The organism is Streptomyces sp. NPDC046821 (genome assembly GCF_040645335.1).
Classification (GTDB): Bacteria; Actinomycetota; Actinomycetes; order Streptomycetales; family Streptomycetaceae; genus Streptomyces.
In genome coordinates this window covers 286,633-303,321 of record NZ_JBEYYB010000006.1, presented here as the reverse complement: position 1 = coordinate 303,321, position 16,689 = coordinate 286,633, and the positions used below count along the sequence as shown (strand labels likewise).

The 16,689-nt window shown below is 70.2% G+C and carries 16 protein-coding genes and 1 pseudogene; 10 read left to right on the top strand and 7 right to left on the bottom strand.

Annotated features, from left to right (window positions below; all coding sequences use genetic code 11):
• Positions 1 to 54: 54 nt before the first annotated feature.
• Positions 55 to 1,446: an MFS transporter gene (locus ABZ893_RS14365; RefSeq protein ID WP_361402084.1), complete on the bottom strand. Its 1,392-nt coding sequence runs from the start codon at positions 1,444 to 1,446 to the stop codon at positions 55 to 57.
• A gap of 512 nt (positions 1,447 to 1,958) precedes the next feature.
• On the opposite strand from ABZ893_RS14365, the gene ABZ893_RS14360 reads away from it, so the two are divergent.
• A complete protein-coding gene (locus ABZ893_RS14360; protein ID WP_361402081.1) occupies positions 1,959 to 3,173 on the top strand; it encodes a hypothetical protein in 1,215 nt (404 codons plus the stop codon).
• A 147-nt stretch (positions 3,174 to 3,320) separates the two neighbouring features.
• Positions 3,321 to 4,031, top strand: a complete 711-nt coding sequence (locus ABZ893_RS14355; protein ID WP_361402078.1) for a class F sortase — start codon at positions 3,321 to 3,323, stop codon at positions 4,029 to 4,031.
• Between the two features lie 187 nt (positions 4,032 to 4,218).
• On the opposite strand, the gene ABZ893_RS14350 is transcribed toward ABZ893_RS14355, so the two are convergent.
• Together ABZ893_RS14350 and ABZ893_RS14345 are read right to left on the bottom strand one after the other, a co-directional pair.
• Positions 4,219 to 4,617 (bottom strand): hypothetical protein, encoded by a 399-nt coding sequence (locus tag ABZ893_RS14350; RefSeq protein WP_361402467.1) that lies wholly within the window; start codon positions 4,615 to 4,617, stop codon positions 4,219 to 4,221.
• A gap of 303 nt (positions 4,618 to 4,920) precedes the next feature.
• Positions 4,921 to 6,396, bottom strand: a pseudogene (locus ABZ893_RS14345) (FAD-dependent monooxygenase); the annotation flags it as partial.
• A gap of 373 nt (positions 6,397 to 6,769) precedes the next feature.
• Between ABZ893_RS14345 and ABZ893_RS14340 the strand changes: the two are divergent.
• The 7 genes from ABZ893_RS14340 to ABZ893_RS14310 all read left to right on the top strand — a co-directional run bounded on the left by ABZ893_RS14340 (position 6,770) and on the right by ABZ893_RS14310 (position 12,014).
• Positions 6,770 to 7,894 carry a SchA/CurD-like domain-containing protein gene (locus tag ABZ893_RS14340; RefSeq protein WP_361402075.1) on the top strand — a complete coding sequence of 375 codons (1,125 nt, stop codon included), beginning with the start codon at positions 6,770 to 6,772 and terminating at the stop codon, positions 7,892 to 7,894.
• Positions 7,895 to 7,959: 65 nt separating this feature from the next.
• Positions 7,960 to 8,364 carry a cupin domain-containing protein gene (locus ABZ893_RS14335; RefSeq protein WP_361402072.1) on the top strand — a complete coding sequence of 135 codons (405 nt, stop codon included), beginning with the start codon at positions 7,960 to 7,962 and terminating at the stop codon, positions 8,362 to 8,364.
• Positions 8,361 to 9,629: a beta-ketoacyl-[acyl-carrier-protein] synthase family protein gene (locus ABZ893_RS14330; protein ID WP_361402070.1), complete on the top strand. Its 1,269-nt coding sequence runs from the start codon at positions 8,361 to 8,363 to the stop codon at positions 9,627 to 9,629. The genes ABZ893_RS14335 and ABZ893_RS14330 overlap by 4 nt, the downstream gene beginning before the upstream one ends.
• Complete coding sequence (locus ABZ893_RS14325; protein ID WP_361402067.1) at positions 9,626 to 10,870, top strand: beta-ketoacyl synthase N-terminal-like domain-containing protein; 1,245 nt, start codon at positions 9,626 to 9,628, stop codon at positions 10,868 to 10,870. Before ABZ893_RS14330 ends, ABZ893_RS14325 begins: the two co-directional genes overlap by 4 nt.
• A 26-nt stretch (positions 10,871 to 10,896) precedes the next feature.
• Complete coding sequence (locus tag ABZ893_RS14320) at positions 10,897 to 11,157, top strand: acyl carrier protein (protein WP_361402064.1); 261 nt, start codon at positions 10,897 to 10,899, stop codon at positions 11,155 to 11,157.
• A 1-nt stretch (position 11,158) separates the two neighbouring features.
• Positions 11,159 to 11,635, top strand: a complete 477-nt coding sequence (locus tag ABZ893_RS14315) for an SRPBCC family protein (RefSeq protein WP_361402061.1) — start codon at positions 11,159 to 11,161, stop codon at positions 11,633 to 11,635.
• A 46-nt stretch (positions 11,636 to 11,681) separates the two neighbouring features.
• Positions 11,682 to 12,014: a TcmI family type II polyketide cyclase gene (locus ABZ893_RS14310; RefSeq protein ID WP_361402059.1), complete on the top strand. Its 333-nt coding sequence runs from the start codon at positions 11,682 to 11,684 to the stop codon at positions 12,012 to 12,014.
• A gap of 82 nt (positions 12,015 to 12,096) precedes the next feature.
• Here ABZ893_RS14310 and ABZ893_RS14305 read toward each other — a convergent pair whose 3' ends face one another.
• Both ABZ893_RS14305 and ABZ893_RS14300 read right to left on the bottom strand, forming a co-directional pair.
• On the bottom strand, positions 12,097 to 13,143 hold the full coding sequence (locus ABZ893_RS14305) for a methyltransferase (protein ID WP_361402056.1): 1,047 nt from the start codon (positions 13,141 to 13,143) through the stop codon (positions 12,097 to 12,099).
• Between the two features lie 52 nt (positions 13,144 to 13,195).
• On the bottom strand, positions 13,196 to 14,275 hold the full coding sequence (locus tag ABZ893_RS14300; RefSeq protein WP_361402053.1) for a right-handed parallel beta-helix repeat-containing protein: 1,080 nt from the start codon (positions 14,273 to 14,275) through the stop codon (positions 13,196 to 13,198).
• Between the two features lie 165 nt (positions 14,276 to 14,440).
• Between ABZ893_RS14300 and ABZ893_RS14295 the strand changes: the two genes are divergently transcribed.
• A complete protein-coding gene (locus ABZ893_RS14295; protein ID WP_361402050.1) occupies positions 14,441 to 14,875 on the top strand; it encodes a hypothetical protein in 435 nt (144 codons plus the stop codon).
• A gap of 36 nt (positions 14,876 to 14,911) precedes the next feature.
• Here ABZ893_RS14295 and ABZ893_RS14290 read toward each other — a convergent pair whose 3' ends face one another.
• Together ABZ893_RS14290 and ABZ893_RS14285 are read right to left on the bottom strand one after the other, a co-directional pair.
• A complete protein-coding gene (locus tag ABZ893_RS14290) occupies positions 14,912 to 16,060 on the bottom strand; it encodes an LCP family protein (protein ID WP_361402047.1) in 1,149 nt (382 codons plus the stop codon).
• Positions 16,061 to 16,129: 69 nt separating this feature from the next.
• Positions 16,130 to 16,570, bottom strand: a complete 441-nt coding sequence (locus ABZ893_RS14285) for a transglycosylase SLT domain-containing protein (RefSeq protein WP_361402464.1) — start codon at positions 16,568 to 16,570, stop codon at positions 16,130 to 16,132.
• Positions 16,571 to 16,689: the final 119 nt, after the last annotated feature.

The window sequence follows — 16,689 nt, the reverse complement described above, 5'->3', positions numbered from 1 at the left end:
CCCGGCCCCCGTGCGCGGGATGCGTACGGAGGCCGGTGACGGACGCCGTCGGGCTCAGACGCTGCGTGCGTCCGCCGGGTGGCCCGCGGCGGACGCCCTGCCGGAGGAGCCGTGCTCCTCGACGCGGGTCAGGTCGCGGTGCCGGGTCTCCTTCGCGACGCCCACCGCGATCAGCGTCAGTACGGCGGCGGCGATCACGTAGAGGGCGATCGGGGTGGAGGTGCCGTAGTCGGCGAGCAGGGCCGTGGCGATCAGCGGGGCGGGGGCGCCCGCCGCGACGGAGGCGAACTGTGCGCCGATGGAGGCGCCCGAGTAGCGCATACGGGTCGCGAACATCTCGGAGAAGAAGGCAGCTTGCGGTGCGTACATCGCTCCGTGCAGGACGAGGCCGACGGTGACGGCGATGAGGAGGTTCCCGAAGGTGCCGGTGTCGATGAGAGCGAAGAACGGGAACATCCACAGGCCGATTCCGGCGGCCCCGAACAGATACACGGGCCGGCGTCCGAGGCGGTCGGAGAGCGCGCCCCACGCGGGGATCGCGGCGAAGTGGACGGCGGAGGCGATGAGTACGGCGTTCAGCGCGGTCTGCTTCGAGACGCCGGCCGATGTGGTCGCGTACACGAGGATGAAGGCGGTGATCACGTAGTAGCTGATGTTCTCCGCCATGCGCGCGCCGATGGCGACGAGGACGTCACGCCAGTGGTGGCGCAGGACGGCGATCAGCGGGGTCTTCTCCTCGGCGCCCCCGGCCGCGGCCTTCCGCTCCTCGGCGCGGGCCAACGCCTCCTTGAAGACGGGTGATTCATCGACGGAGAGGCGAATCCACAGACCGAGGACGACGAGGACCCCGGACAGCAGGAACGGGATGCGCCAGCCCCACGAGCCGAAGGAGGCGTCGGAGATGAGCGCGGTCAGCAGGGAGAGCACGCCGGTGGCGAGCAGCTGGCCGGCGGGCGCGCCGGTCTGGGGCCACGACGCCCAGAAGCCGCGCCGCCTGCTGTCCCCGTGCTCGGAGACAAGCAGCACGGCGCCGCCCCACTCGCCGCCGAGCGCGAAGCCCTGGACGAGCCGCAGCACGGTGAGCAGCACCGGGGCGGCCGCGCCGATCGTGGCGTACGTCGGCAGAAGGCCGATCGCGAAGGTCGCCCCGCCCATCATGAGCAGGCTCAGGACCAAGAGCTTCTTACGGCCGATGCGGTCGCCGAAGTGCCCGAACACGAGCGCGCCGAGCGGCCGGGCCGCGAACCCTACGGCGTACGTCAGGAAGGAGAGCAGCGTGCCGACGAGCGGGTCGGCTTCGGGAAAGAAGAGCGTGTTGAAGACCAGCGCGGCGGCGGATCCGTACAGGAAGAAGTCGTACCACTCGATCGTCGTGCCGATGAGGCTCGCCGCGACGATCCGGCGGAGGTTCGCGGGTGGTGGGGGAGCGGTTGCTGCGGAGGCCATGTGCACCACTTCCAGGCGTTGGGCGGGGACGGGTCCGTGTGGGCACAAGGTAGAAAGACGCAGGTCAACGGCACATGTGGTGGGGCACCATAGTTTCGGCTGTGGCTATGCGCGGGGGCACCATGCGGGGGCGGTGAACTGCGCCGGGTGAGGGTGCTGCCTGCTGATGTCGCGCCAGGGAGGCGGACGCGTTCGGTCGTCAGCGAGCTCATCAGTCGGCCCGAGCATTCGGGGGACGGCGGTGCGCAGTCGAGTCGCGGCCGATCGGGTTGTGCGCACGGAGTGTCGCGGAAAGTGTGTGGATGCTCACAGGCCGTTAAATGCCTGATCAGGATCGGTGGCCCGGATCGGGCGCGTGGACGGCGGCCGGAGTACACGGGGCCGCGGGGGTGATTCGGGTGGATGGCTCCGGTGGTGCGCGGCTCGGGGCTGACTGACGGTGATCAGGTCGGGGCCGGTTACTCGTGCTGACAACGCGTCAGCGGCTTGGCCGCGGCGGAAGGACACTGAAGATGCGTTCTGCCCGAACCCGAATGCTCCTTGCGACGGCGACGGCCACTGCCGCCCTCGCGATCGCAGCCCCCGGCGCACTGGCCGCCGCGGGGAGCGACTGGGGCAACGATGACTCCTCCTACAGCAGGGAGCACGACAAGGACAGCAACCGCGACGAGGGTCGAGACCAGGGGAGGGACGGCAACCGCGACGAGGACCGGAACCGCGGTGAGGACTGCAACCGCGACGAGGGCCGTGACCAGGGGAGGGACGGCAACCGCGACGAGGGGCGCAACCGTGACGAGGACCGGAACCGCGATGAGGACCGCTGCAAGCCGAACGGTGGGATGCACACCGGTGGTGGTGCGCTGGCCATGGTGGTGAAGGGTGACGACTCGGGCCGGGACGGAGGCAAGAGGGACGAGGGTCGTGACCACGGTCGGGACAACAACCGCGGTGAGGACCGGGGGCGGGACAACAATCGTGGTGAGGACCGGGGGCGTGGCGAGGGTCGTGACCGCGGTCGGGACAACAACCGCGGTGAGGACCGTGAGAAGCCCCGTGGTGGGATGCACACCGGTGGTGGTGCGCTGGCCATGGTGGTGAAGGGTGACGACTCGGGCCGGGACGGGGACGAGGGTCGTGACCACGGTGGGGACAACAACCGTGGCGAGGACCGGGGTCGGGACAACAACCGCGGTGAGGACCGGGGTCGTGACGAGGGTCGTGACCGCGGTCGGGACAACAACCGTGGCGAGGACCGGGGTCGTGACAACAACCGCGGTGAGGACCGGGGTCGGGACAACAACCGCGGCGAGGACCGGGGTCGTGACGAGGGTCGTGACCGCGGTCGGGACAACAACCGCGGCGAGGACCGGGGTCGTGACAACAACCGTGGCGAGGGCCGTGGCCGGGACAACAACCGTGGTGAGGACCGTGAGAAGCCCCGTGGTGGGATGCACACCGGTGGTGGCGCGCTGGCCATGGTGGTGAAGGGCGACGACTGGACCAAGGATCAGGCGAAGTTCGACCCCGAGAGCTACAAGAAGGACGGTGGCAACGACTCCTGGGGCTCCGACGAGGACCGTGACAAGCCGCGTGGCGGTATGCACACCGGTGGCGGCGCTCTCGCGTCGAACCCGGGCGTCACCGCCGGCGGTCTGGCGATCCTCGGTGTCGCCGCGGCAGGCGTCTACGCCCTCCGCCGTAAGACCACGTCCGACGGCGCGTCCTGACTGATGCCTGTCATAGCGGCCGAGGCCGCCGCGTGAATCCGGCGCGGCGGCCCGGCTGGCCTTTTGTCGTCCGCGGTTCCCGCTCTGCTCGCGATACCCGTGCGGCCCGGTGTGGCCGCTCCTCTTCTTTCCCTGAGGTGGTGCCTGATGGCAGCCCGGTTGCCTTCCCCTGATCAATCCGAGTCCAAGCCGACCAGGCACCGTTCCCGCACAGGCATCTGGATCGCGTGGTCGCTCGGAATCCTGTTCGTGGCGGTGAGCCTGCTCGGCGGCCACAACGAACCCGCCGGATCGTCCGGTTCGACCGATTCCGCGGCAGCGCACACGCGGCCGCCGTCTTCGTCGTCTTCGTCTTCGTCTTCGTCGTCATCGGCCGCGCACGCCGCACCGCCCGTCGGAAACTATCTGCCGCGGGCCACGCCGACCCGGCTGCTGATCCCCAAGATCGGGGTGAACGCCCCGTTCACCGGCCTCGCCATCGGCCCCACGGGTCAGCTCGAGCCGCCGCCCGCCGACAACACCAACCTGGTCGGCTGGCAGGCTGACGGAGTGTCACCAGGAGAGACAGGCACCGCGATCATCGCCGGGCATGTCGACACGAAGACCTCCCCCGCGGTGTTCGCCGGCCTCAGCGATCTGAAGAAGGGCGACCGCTTCACCGTGCAGAGGTCCGACAAGCGAACGGCCTCGTTCTTGGTCGACAGCGTCGAGGAGTTCGCGAAGAACGACTTCCCCAACGACCGTGTGTACGGGGACACTCCGCAGGCCCAGGTCCGCCTGATCACCTGCGCCGGCGCGTACGACCGCGCGGCGAAGGACTACAGCGACAACCTGGTGGTCTTCGCCCACCTCGTCTGAACATCGGGTCGTTACGAGCACAGGCCCCGTGTCCCCTCCGGGGTCTTTCCCCGCGAACATCCCCCTGTGTCCGCGCACATCGGTGTCCCCTTGCCTCCCCGCACACCGGTGTCCCCTCAACTCCGCCCCCATCTCTGCCCCCGCCCCCCGGCTCCGCTCACCCCCACGAGCGGAGCCGGCGGAGTTTTCAGTTCCGGGCCAGGACGGTGGTGAGGACCTTGCGGAGTTCCGACTCCGGGTCCGCCGCAGGTCCTTCGGAGCGCCATGCGACGAAACCGTCAGGGCGGACGAGCACCGCACCGCCCGCGCCGACGCCGTGGGCCTCCGCCCAGTCCGCGTCTGTCTCGGGCGCCAGCTCGGCGCCGGGACCGGAGCCGATCCGGTACGAGTCGAGCCGTACGCCCATGGCTTCCGCGAGGCGCTGCGCGGCGGCGTGCCAGCCGGCGTCACCGTTCGCGCCCTCGCTGTCACCGCTACTCAGCAGCACCAGCGACCGCTCGTACAGATCGAGGGTCGAGATCCGGGTGCCCGCACGGTTCAGCCACAGGTGAGGGGCACGGCTCCCGGGCTCGCCCGTCAGGCGCATCCCTTCGGGTACGACCGGCGTCGCCGGATCGGCGCCGAGGACCGCCCCGCGCGGGTAGCGGTAGCCGAGCGCCACATTGAGAATCCCGCCCTTCTTGCCACCGGGACCACCGGCTCCGCCGGGACCGCCGGCTCCACCGGGACCGCCACGGCCACCGGAAGCACCGGGACCACAGGCACCGCCGGGACCACCGGCACCGCTGGGACCGCCAGGGCCACCGGCACCCTCGGGACGCACCGGACGGCCAGAGCCACCGGAAGCACCGGATCCGGCCGGACCACCGGAACCACCCGCACCGCCCGCACCGCGAGGCCCACCGGCACTGCTCGGACCACCCGGCCCACCCGCACCGCCCGAACCACCCGCACCACCCGGCCCACCCGCACCGCGAGGCCCACCGGCACTGCTCGGACCACCGGAACTACCCGCACCGCCCGAACCACCCGCACCACCCGGCCCACCCGCACCGCGAGGCCCGCCGACACCACCCGGCCCACGGGACCCACCCGCACCGCCCGGCCCACCGACACCACCCGGCCCACGGGACTCACCCGCACCGCCCGGCCCACCGGCACCGCCCGGACCCCCTGGACCACCCGCACCCCCAGTGCCCCCCACCCCCGCCTCCGGCGTATACCCCGGGTGACTGTGCTCCACCGACCGAGAAGACGCCCGCGCACTAGTCGCCTCCGCCACCGGACGACGCTCCGCGTCGTACGACTCCAGCAACCCACGGCCCGCCCACCCCCCGAGCACGGCCGCCAGCTTCCACGCGAGATTGTGCGCGTCCTGGATCCCCGTGTTGGAGCCGAAGGCCCCCGTCGGGGACATCTCGTGGGCCGAGTCGCCCGCGAGGAACACCCGCCCGTCCGCGTACCGCTCGGCGACCCGCTCGGCGGCGTGCCACGCGGCCCTGCCGGTGATCCGCACGTCGAGGTCCGGTACGCCGACGGCGCGCCGGATGTGTTCGACGCACCGCTCGTCCGTGAACTCCTCAAGCGTCTCGCCGTGCTCGGGGTGCCAGGGCGCGTGGAAGACCCAGTGCTCGCGGTTGTCGACCGGCAGGAGCGCGCCGTCGGCCTCCGGGCTTGTCAGGTAGCAGACGATGAAGCGCCGGTCGCCCACGACGTCCGCGAGGTCGCGCGAGGTGAACGTGAGGCTCACGTTGTGGAACAGGTCGCCGGGCCCGCTCTGCCCGATGCCGAGGTGCTCGCGGATGGGGCTGCGCGGCCCGTCCGCCGCGACGAGATAGTCCGCGCGGATGGTGGTGTGCTCGCCCGTGTCCCGGCTCTTGAGGTGCGCGGTCACGCCCTCGGAGTCCTGCTCGAACGACATCAGCTCGGTGTGGAACCGCAGATCGCCACCCAGTTCCTGGGCGCTCTTGAGCAGCACGGGCTCCAGGTCGTTCTGGCTGCACAGGCACCAGCCGCCGGGGCTGAAGCGGGCGAGCCCGCCACCGGGGTCGATCTCCTTGAACAGCCACTCGCCGGCGTCGCCCACGAGGGTCGGGGTCTGGAGGATGCCGTGGTTGTCGGCCAGTACCGACGCGGCGTCCTCGATGCGGCGCTGCACCCCGGCCACCCGGAACAGCTCCATGGTGCGCACGTTGTTGCCGCGACCGCGTGGATGGATCGACGTGCCCGAGTGACGTTCGACGAGCACGTGCGGGACGCCGAGGCGCCCCAGGAAGAGCGAGGTGGACAGGCCTACGAGGGAGCCGCCGACGATGAGCACCGGCGTGCGTTGAGTGGCCTCGAGGACCTCTTCTGACGGTTTCATTGACTGCCTCCAGAGTCACCTGCGAAGGGTGCGGAGATGTGTGGGGGATCAGGTCCCAGAGTGCACGCGGCCCTGTACCCCCCCGCGCGCGGGAAGCACCCACTCGGGCCTGCGCTTCACCCGTCCGGCTCGTGCGAATCGCGCCCCCGTGGGGGCCCAACAACGATCGGCACATGGCGACCGCGCCGTTTCGGACGCGACAGCCGCTCCCGGCCTTCGGCGAACGAGGCCGTCGACGGACGAACCCGCCGACGGACGACACCTTCGACGGACGACGCCCCCGGCGAACAAAGCCTTCGGCGAACGAAGCCCTGGACGAGATGAAGCCCAGGACGAATGAAGCCTTCGGTGAACGAAGAGAGAGGTGCCCCGTATGTCCATCTCAGGACGCATTTCGCAGTCGGCCTTCGACGGCTCCCGGCTGCGCGTGATCCTTCTGCTCGACCTGTACGAGGGAGCCCAGCAGGAGTTCCTCGCCGCGTACGAGCACATGCGCAATCAGGTCGCGTCCGTCCCCGGTCACCTCAGCGACCAGCTGTGCCAGTCGATCGAGAACCCCTCGCAGTGGCTCATCACCAGCGAATGGGAGAGCGCCCCGCCCTTCCTGGCCTGGGTGAACAGCGAGGAGCACGTCGAGACGGTCCGCCCGATGCACAGCTGCGTCAGGGACACCCGGTCGATGCGCTACAGCATCCTGCGCGAGACCAGCCCCGCCCAGCCGCTCACGCGCGAGCGGGCGTCGTCGGCCACGAAGGTCGCGGCCCGGGTCGGCGACGGTGCCGCGCGCCACGCCCTCACCTTCACCGTCAAGCCCGGCTCCGAGTCGAAGGTCGCCGAGATCCTCGCCGGTTACCCGTCGCCCCAGGCCCAGGTCGACGACACCACGCGGCTGCGCCGTACCTCGCTCTTCCTGCACGGCAACCGTGTCGTGCGGGCCGTGGAGGTGGAGGGCGACCTCCTCGCGGCGCTGCGCCACGTGGCCCGGCAGCCCGAGATCCGCGAGGTCGAGGAAGCCATCAACCCCTACCTCGAACAGGACCGGGACCTGACCGACCCCGAGTCGGCGCGCGTCTTCTTCACCCGGGCCGCGCTCCCGGCCGTCCACCACGTCGTGTCCGACCGCCCGGCCCCCGAGGGCCTGCACCGGCACGGACTGCGGTACCCGGCGAAGCAGGGCTGCGGGATGGAACTCGCCCGCCTCCTCGCCCACCAGGACGCCGCCGCGGCGGAGGACCCGCGGAACCCGGTGTACGCCAGCACGGTCTTCCAGCGCGACGACATCGTCGTACGCCTCATCGACATCACCGGTGAGCTCGACGCCGACCCCGTCGCGTCCGTCGGCCTCAAGGGCCGCGAGCAGGACACAGAGTTCGAACGGCTCCTCGACGGCGCCGCGATCGGCGTCGAGGGCTCCGTCTTCACCGACCGCAACATCAACCGGCTCCTGTCGCACGCCGACATGACGCCGATCACCGACCGCAGCTCGGCGGGTTCCTGACGCATCACCGCGGGCCGTCCGCGGGCAGGGCCCGGGACGCCATCGCCACACCGGAGGTATCAAGCATGAACAAACATCCACGCATCGTGGACCTGAGCGAGACGGAACCCAACCGCAGGCGCGGAGGCGACCTCCGGGCCATGCTCACGCCCACCACGGTCGGCTCCACCAGCGGCTTCATGGGCCTGGCCCTCGTCCAGCCCGGCGAGCGCATCGGCGAGCACTACCACCCGTACTCCGAGGAGTTCGTGTACGTCGTCCAGGGCGCGCTCGAGGTGGACCTGGACGGCGACACGCACGAACTGCGCCCGGACCAGGGGCTGTTGATCCCCATCAACATGCGCCACCGCTTCCGCAACGTCGGCGAGGTCGAGGCCCGTATGGTCTTCCACCTCGGCCCGCTGGCCCCGGAGCCGCGCCTCGGCCACGTCGACACCGAGGAGCCCGAACGCAGTGAGGTCATAAGGTGACCCGGCGGGTGGCTGTCACCGGTGTCGGTGTGGTCGCTCCCGGCGGCATCGGGGCGACGGCGTTCTGGGACCTCCTGGCCAACGGCCGTACAGCGACCCGCGGCATCACGCTCTTCGACCCGGTGGGCCTGCGCTCCCGGATCGCCGCCGAGTGCGACTGGGCCCCGGACGCGCACGGCCTCGACCCGGAGGTACGCGAACACGCCGACCGTTACATCCAGTTCGCGGTCGCCGCCGCCGGCGAGGCCGTCCGCGACTCCGGACTCGACACCGGCCAGGAGGACCCGTGGCGCGTCGGTGTCTCCCTCGGGAGCGCCATCGGCGGGACGACACGCCTCGAGCACGACTACGTCCTCGTCAGCGCGGGCGGCCAGAAGTGGGACGTGGACCACCGCGCGGCCGAACCCAAACTGCACATGGCGTTCTCACCGAGCACACTCGCCTCGGTCGTCGCCGAACAGTTCGGCGCCCAGGGCCCCGTACAGACGGTCTCCACCGGCTGCACCTCGGGACTCGATGCCGTGGGCTACGCCTTCCACACGATCGAGGAGGGCCGGGCCGACGTCTGCATCGCCGGAGCGTCGGACTCTCCGGTGTCACCCATCACCATGGCGTGCTTCGACGCCATCAAGGCGACCTCACCCAACAACGACGACCCCGAACACGCCTCCCGCCCCTTCGACGCCGACCGCAACGGCTTCGTCATGGGCGAGGGCGCGGCGGTACTCGTCCTGGAGGAGGCCGAACACGCCCGTGCGCGCGGCGCCCATGTGTACTGCGAGATCAGCGGCTACGCCACCTACGGCAACGCCTACCACATGACCGGTCTGACCAGCGAAGGCCTGGAGATGGCACGGGCCATCGACACCGCACTCGACCAGGCACGGCTCGACCCCACGCTGATCGACTACGTCAACGCCCACGGCTCCGGCACCCGGCAGAACGACCGCCACGAGACGGCCGCCGTCAAACGGTCGCTGGGAGCCCACGCCTACGACACACCCATGAGCTCCATCAAATCCATGGTGGGCCACTCCCTGGGCGCGATCGGCGCGATCGAAGTCGTCGCCTGCGTCCTCGCCATGAAGCACCAGGTGGTGCCGCCCACCGCGAACTACGAGACGCCCGACCCCGAGTGCGACCTGGACTACGTGCCGCGCACCGCCCGCCCCCGGAAGCTCAGGAACGTGCTCTCCGTGGGCAGCGGATTCGGCGGATTCCAGTCCGCGGTGCTCCTGGCCGGGCCCGGAGGGAGGAAACGATGAGCCGACAACGCCCCCGGCGCGCGGCCGTCACCGGCCTCGGTGTGATCGCGCCCAACGGCCAGCACGCGGACGCGTACTGGAAATCCGTCCGGGAGGGACTCTTCGTCCTGGACCGGATCACCCGCGAGGGATGCGAGAACATGCCGCTCCGCGTCGGGGGCGAGGTCCGCGCCTTCGACGCCGCGGACCACATCGACGAACCGTTCCTCGTCCAGACCGACCGGTTCAGCCACTTCGCGATGGCCGCGGCGGCCCTGGCCCTCGAGGACGCGGGCCTGAGCCGGGGCGAACTCGAGGAGCCGTACTCCGTCGGAGTCGTCACCGCAGCCGGATCCGGCGGCGGCGAGTTCGGCCAGCGCGAACTGCAGAAACTATGGGGCCAGGGCTCCAAGTTCGTCGGCCCCTACCAGTCCATCGCCTGGTTCTACGCGGCCAGCACCGGCCAGATCTCCATCTGGAGCGGCTTCAAAGGACCCTGCGGAGTGGTCGCGAGCGACGAGGCCGGCGGCCTGGACGCCATCGCCCACGCGGCCCGCGCGGTACGACGAGGTACGGGGGCCATGGTCGTCGGCGCCGCCGAGGCCCCGCTCGCCCCGTACTCGATGGTGTGCCAGCTCGGCTACCCCGAGCTCAGCACCGCCGACGACCCCGAACGCGCCTACCTGCCCTTCACCAAGGCGGCCCGCGGTTTCTCGCCGGCCGAGGGCGGCGCCGTACTCGTGGTCGAGGAGGAGAACCGCGCCCGCGAGCGGGAAGTGCCCGTCCGCGCCCTCGTGGCCGGACATGCCGCCACCTTCACCGGCGCCTCCCGCTGGGACGAGTCCAGAGAGGGCCTCGCCCGAGCGATCCGCGGCGCCCTCGACGAGGCCGGATGCGCACCCGAGGAGATCGACGTCGTGTTCGCCGACGCGATGGGCGTCCCCGACGCCGACCGCGCCGAGGCTGAGGCCCTCGTCGACGCCCTCGGCGCACACGGCACCCGCGTCCCCGTCACCGCACCCAAGACCGGGATGGGCAGGGCCTACTGCGCCGCGCCCGTCCTGGACGTCGCCGCCGCCGTGTTCGCCATGGAGCACGGCCAGATTCCCCCCACCCCCCACGTGTTCGACATCTGCCATGACCTCGACCTGGTGATGTCTCGCGCTCGCCCCGCCGAGCTGCGCACGGCCCTGGTCCTCAGCAGGGGACTCATGGGCTCCAACGCGGCGCTCGTACTGCGCCGCGGCGACTCCGCCCGCTAGGACCGGGCGGGAAGGAGAACACCCGCATGATCGCCACCGAAGTGACCTTCGACGAACTGGCCCTCCTCATGAAGAAGGCGGCCGGCATCACCGTGAAGCCCGAGGTCCTCAAGCAGGACCCCGATTCGGCCTTCGCCAACCTCGGCATCGACTCGCTCGGCCTGCTCGGCATCGTCGGTGAGATCGAGAACCAGTACAGCCGGTCCCTGCCCCCCGACTCCGAGCGCTGCAAGACGCCCCGCGAGTTCCTCGACGTCGTCAACAACACCCTCAAGGCTGGAGCCTGACATGTCAGGACACACAGAGAACAGCATCACCATCGACGCCCCCCTCGACCTCGTCTGGGAGATCACCAACGACATCGAGAACTGGCCGCAGCTCTTCAGCGAGTACGCGGCCCTCGAAGTCCTCTCGCGCGAGGGCGACACCACGACCTTTCGCCTGACCATGCACCCCGACGACAACGGGAAGGTCTGGAGCTGGGTCTCGGAGCGGACCATGAACCGCGCCGAGCGGACCGTCCGCGCCCGCCGCGTCGAGACCGGCCCCTTCGCCCACATGGACATCCGGTGGGACTACACCGAGACCCCCGAAGGCACCCGGATGGACTGGAAGCAGGACTTCGCGATGAAGCCCGAGGCCCCGGTCGACGACGCCTGGATGACGGAGAACATCAACCGCAACTCCGTCACGCAGATGGCCCTCATCCGCGACCGCATCGAGAAGGCGGCCCGCAAGCGGCAGACGGCGTCCGTGCCGCGCTGACCTGCGGCGCAGAACGGAAACAGAGAGGACACAGGAAGGAATCCCGATGCACCACGCCTTGATCGTCGCCCGCATGGCGCCCGACTCGGCGCCGCACATCTCCGACGTGTTCGCCGCCTCCGACCGGGGTGAACTCCCGCACCTGATCGGCGTCAACCGGCGCAGCCTCTTCCAGTTCGGCGACGTGTACCTGCACCTCATCGAATCGGAGAGGGACCCGTCGCCCGCCATCGCCAAGGTGGTCGGCCACCCCGAGTTCCGCAGTGTCAGCGACCAGCTCTCGGAGTACGTCAGCGCGTACGACCCGAAGACCTGGCGCAGCCCCAAGGACGCCATGGCGCACTGCTTCTACCGCTGGGAGCGCGACACCCCGACCTGACAGACGTCCCCGGTACAACCCGAGGCCGCCGGCTCCGCGTCACACGTGGAACCGGCGGCCTCGGGTCGTTCCCGGTCAGCCGTCAGTCCAGGACTCTGCACTCGAAGGCGTGGAGATACGGGTTGACGGGACGGATGTCGTCGATGGCGAGGCCCGCGTCCGTGAGCCGGTCGATCATGCTCTGCCGGGTGTGCTTCGCGCCCCCGACGTTGAGGAGCAGCAGCAGGTCCATGGACGTCGTGAACTTCATCGAAGGTGTGTCGTCCACGAGGTTCTCGATGACGACGACCCGCGCACCGGGCCGCGCCGCCTTGCGCACGTTGGCCAGCGCCCGGCGCGTGCTCTCGTCGTCCCACTCCAGGATGTTCTTGATGATGTACACGTCCGCCTGGACCGGGATGTCCTCGCGGCAGTCCCCGGCGATGATCCGCATCCGCGAGGCCAGCGCCCCGCCGTCCCGCAGACGGGGGTCCGCGTTCTCGACCACACCCGGCAGGTCGAGCAGCGTGCCGCTCATCCCGGGGTGTTTCTCCAGCAGGCTCGCCACCACCTGCCCCTGACCTCCGCCGATGTCCGCGACCGAGGCCGCGTCCCGCAGGTCGAGCAGCTCGGCGACGTCCTGCGCCGACTGCTCGCTCGACGTCGTCATCGCCCGGTTGAACACGTGCGCCGACTCCGGGGCGTCATTGTTGAGGTAGGTGAAGAACTCCTCGTCGTACAGGTCCTCGAAGACGTTACGGCCGGAGCGCACCGCCTCGTCGAGCTTCGGCCACACGTTCCACGTCCACGGCTCGGTGCACCACAGGGCGATGTACCGCAGGCTGTGCGGGTCGTCCTCGCGCAGGAGCCGCGACATCTCGGTGTGCGCGAACGTGCCGTCCGGCAGCTCGGTGAAGACGCCCTGGCTGGACAGGGCGCGCAGCAGCCGGCGCAGTGTCTGCGGCTGCGTCTTCACCGCCGCCGCCAGGTCGTCCACGCTCGTGGGGGTGGCGTCGAGGGCGTCAGCGACACCCAGGCGGGCGGCCGCGCGCACGGCCGCGGCGCACGCCGCCCCGAACACCAGCTCTCTGAGCTTCATCGACGGCGGCGGAGCCACCTCGGTCGCGGGAGCCGGATCAACGGTCGTCATCTGTTGCCTCGCTTCTGCCGGCGTGATGGGGATACGGACATGTCCTGGGGGGTCAGCACATGCCGGCGGGCTGGGAGACCGCGCACATGTTGTCGCGGAAGGTGTTGCCCTGGCCCTTGTCCTGGACGGTCAGGTCGGCGGTGCCGTTGCGCACGACCACGTTGTCGCGGATCTCGTTGCGCTCGTTGAGGGCGTTCATGAAGTTCCGGGCCAGCACGATGCCGCCCGACATCGGGGCCTTGCCCACGTTGTTCTCGACGTAGTTCCCCACCACGTGCGAGTCCTCGACGCCGGTGAGGACGATCCCCGACCCCTGAAGATAGGGCAGCCGTGCGGTCTTGGCGCAGTACTTGTTGTTGGAGTGGACGTAATTGCCGACCACGCGCAGCTCGCCGGGGCGCGGCTTGTTCTCGTCGCCGACGAGGAACATCGCCGCGCAGTTGCCGGTCGCCTCGTTGTGAGAGACGGTCAGGTCCCGCAGCCGCCGTACGGTGAGGCCGATCCGGTTGCCGACCATACGGTTATGGCTGATCACTGCCTGCTTGGTGTCCAGGGCGCCTTCCTCGGCGTCGACGGTGTTGCCGACGAAGAGTCCGGCGTCGCCGTTGTTCGCGACGGTGTTGTGGCGGAACACCCCACGCACGGAACGCTCCTGGCCGATCCCCCACTGGCCGTTCTTCTCGGAGGTGACGTTCTCGACCCGCAGCCCGTCGGTCCGTGTCGCCCACAGGCCGGTCTTGGCGAAACCACGGAGCGTCAGGTTGCGGACGGTGACCCGGTCGACGGAGCGGTCCGCCGTGCCGGTCACGCAGACACCGTTGCCGGCCTTGGCACACGCGCTGCCGATGGACTTGCTGTCGGGGGTCTCGGTGTCGGGGACGATGACGGTGCGTCCGGTCCCGGCACCTCGCAGGGTCACGCCCGACACGGTGATGTCGACGCTCTCGTGGAAAGTGCCGGGCGCGATGGTGACGACATCTCCCGGCTTCGCGCTGTCGACGGCCTTCTGGATCGACTGGCCGGGCTTCACCTGATGCACCGTCCGGGCGGCGGCGGCCGGTGAGGCGGCACCTAGACCCGACGCGACGGCGGCCGCGACGCAAGCGAGACGCACAATCTGTTGTTTGGTCATATGACGAAGCTATGAGGGGGTGTTCCGCCCCGTCACTGAAGCTCGCCCAGCCGCGCCGCGAGTTCGCCCGGTCGGCGAAGCCCGTTCCGCCGAGCGTGTCAGCGACGCGTACGACGGCCTGTCTAGGCTGGCCCAGGACGTGAACGAGCCTGAAGGGGGCGGCGCATGACGACGTGGGGACTGATCGTCGAGACGACGGTCGGCATGGGGGAGCGCAAGCACATGGAGGCCTCGGTGCTGGCGCACGTCGAGGGTTCACGTGAGGAGGCGATGGCCGAGCTGGAGAGGCGGGCCTGGCGCTACATCCCCGAGCACCCGCGCAATGCGCGGCGCAGGAGGGCCTACCGCACCGCGGACGGAATCCTGCTCGTCATGGACGGTTCCTGGCAGTCCTTCAGCACACGCTTCGTCGTGGCGGAGCTGGTGGGGGACTCGGACGCGCCGCCGCCGGAGCCCGAGCCCGTCCCCGCCGAAGTGGATCCGACGCCCCCCGCACAGCCCGAGAACACCGGCACCCCGTCGCCGGACGCGTCCGTGGCGCGGTACGACGACGGGGTGCCGGTGAAGCCGGCGTGGTTCGGGCGTACGGATCTGTCCTGACGGCCCGTCGGGAGACCCGGACGGGCGCGGTGGCTCCTACGCGCCCGCCGTCACCGGGGAGTCGGTGCGGGCGCCGACCGAGTTCGCCGTCACGGACTTCGGGATGGGGCGGTCGGCACGCAGCGCCTGCCACACCTGGCGGGATTCCTTGGGCAGGGGGAGGACGCGGCCGGCGTCCTGCGTGTCGTAACGCACCGGCAGCGTGATCATGTGCATGTCGGCGGGCTTGATGCCCTTGAGGTCCTTCGCCAGACCCAGCAGCTTGTTCGCGGACGCGAGTCCGGTGTCGGCGCTGACGCTCTTGGTGACGGTGTTGGCGATGTCGTAGGCCCGTACGGGGTCGCTGACGACACCGATGGACTCGGCGCGATGGATCAGCGCCTTGATGAACGCCTGCTGGAGCTGGATACGTCCCAGGTCGCTGCCGTCGCCGACGCCGTGCCGGGTCCGCACGAGCGCCAGGGCCTGCTCACCCTTGAGGGTGTGCTTGCCGGCGCTCAGCGACAGATGGCTGGCGTTGTCCTTGATGGCCCGGTGGGTGGTGATGTCGACACCACCGAGCTCGTCGACGAACTTCTTGAAGCCGGTGAAGTCCACCTCGACGAAGTGGTCCATGCGGAGGCCCGACATGTGCTCCACCGTCTTCACGGCGCAGGCGGGACCACCCACCGCGTACGCCTCGTTGAACATGGCCTGCCGCGCGGCAGGCACGGTGCCGCCCGAGGGCTTGGCACACGCGGGCCGCTCGACCATGGTGTCGCGAGGGATGCTCACGACGGAGGCCTTCTTGTGGGTCTTGTCGACGTGCAGCACCATCGCCGTGTCCGACCGGGCGCCGACGACCCCACTGCCGTACTGGCCATGGGTGCCGGCGCGCGAGTCGGAGCCGAGGAGCAGGATGTTCATCGCCCCGGTGTGGCTCGCGTCCGGACGGTTCTTGCCGAGCGCGGCGTTGATGTCCGTGCTCTTGAGATTGCCGTTCAGATGCGACCAGGCGTAGGCGGCGCCACCGCCCGCGACGAGGGCGAGGCCGAGCGCGGCACCGGTGATGACACGCCACTTCTTCCTGCGTGGCGGGCCACCCGCGCGGTGCACGTGCGCGGGGCCGTATTCGTGGTGTTCACCCGGGTGTCGCGGCGCGTCCGAGGTGGGCGGGCGCCCTTCTTCTCCGCTGGTGTGCGGCATGTGCGCTTGCCCTCCGGTCGGGGGTCCGGGTTCAGTTGGTCAGTGACAGCTGGATCGGTAACCCGCGGCTCAGTAGGCCGAGTTGACGTTGTCGATCGAGCCGTACTTGTCGGCGGCGTAGTTGGCGGCCGCGGTGATGTTGGCGACCGGGTCGGTCAGGCTCTTGGAGGTGCCGTCGACGTGGTAGTAGTCGAACGTCGGCTGGATGACCTGGAGCAGGCCCTTCGACGGGGTGCCCTTCATCGCGTTGACGTCCCAGTTGTTCACGGCGTTCGGGTTGCCGGACGACTCACGCATGATGTTGCGGTGCAGACCCTCGTACGAGCCGGGGATGTGCTTGGCCTTCATGATGGAGAGCGCCTGACGGATCCAGCCGTCGAGGTTGTCCGAGTTGGAGACCTTCGCCAGCGACACGGCGTGGACGGCCTTGGGGGCGGCGACCGGCTCGGCGGCGTGTGCGGGCGACGGGGCGAAGGCCAGTGCTGCACCCGCGAGACCGGCGGCGGCCAGGACCGTGACGGTGGCGCGGCGGAAGACGTTGGGGCGGGCGGCAGCGGTGATGGGGGTGGAGATGGTCACGCGGAGTACCTCTTCATGGGTCATCGTCGGGTGGCCGCCGGCATGGCGGC

Coding starts and splice junctions, on each gene's coding strand:
- ABZ893_RS14365 (WP_361402084.1), bottom strand. CDS start 1,446: ATGGCCTCCGCAGCAACCGCTCCCCCACCACCCGCGAACCTCCGCCGG.
- ABZ893_RS14360 (WP_361402081.1), top strand. CDS start 1,959: ATGCGTTCTGCCCGAACCCGAATGCTCCTTGCGACGGCGACGGCCACT.
- ABZ893_RS14355 (WP_361402078.1), top strand. CDS start 3,321: ATGGCAGCCCGGTTGCCTTCCCCTGATCAATCCGAGTCCAAGCCGACC.
- ABZ893_RS14350 (WP_361402467.1), bottom strand. CDS start 4,617: ATGCGCCTGACGGGCGAGCCCGGGAGCCGTGCCCCTCACCTGTGGCTG.
- ABZ893_RS14340 (WP_361402075.1), top strand. CDS start 6,770: ATGTCCATCTCAGGACGCATTTCGCAGTCGGCCTTCGACGGCTCCCGG.
- ABZ893_RS14335 (WP_361402072.1), top strand. CDS start 7,960: ATGAACAAACATCCACGCATCGTGGACCTGAGCGAGACGGAACCCAAC.
- ABZ893_RS14325 (WP_361402067.1), top strand. CDS start 9,626: ATGAGCCGACAACGCCCCCGGCGCGCGGCCGTCACCGGCCTCGGTGTG.
- ABZ893_RS14320 (WP_361402064.1), top strand. CDS start 10,897: ATGATCGCCACCGAAGTGACCTTCGACGAACTGGCCCTCCTCATGAAG.
- ABZ893_RS14315 (WP_361402061.1), top strand. CDS start 11,159: ATGTCAGGACACACAGAGAACAGCATCACCATCGACGCCCCCCTCGAC.
- ABZ893_RS14310 (WP_361402059.1), top strand. CDS start 11,682: ATGCACCACGCCTTGATCGTCGCCCGCATGGCGCCCGACTCGGCGCCG.
- ABZ893_RS14305 (WP_361402056.1), bottom strand. CDS start 13,143: ATGACGACCGTTGATCCGGCTCCCGCGACCGAGGTGGCTCCGCCGCCG.
- ABZ893_RS14300 (WP_361402053.1), bottom strand. CDS start 14,275: ATGACCAAACAACAGATTGTGCGTCTCGCTTGCGTCGCGGCCGCCGTC.
- ABZ893_RS14295 (WP_361402050.1), top strand. CDS start 14,441: ATGACGACGTGGGGACTGATCGTCGAGACGACGGTCGGCATGGGGGAG.
- ABZ893_RS14290 (WP_361402047.1), bottom strand. CDS start 16,060: ATGCCGCACACCAGCGGAGAAGAAGGGCGCCCGCCCACCTCGGACGCG.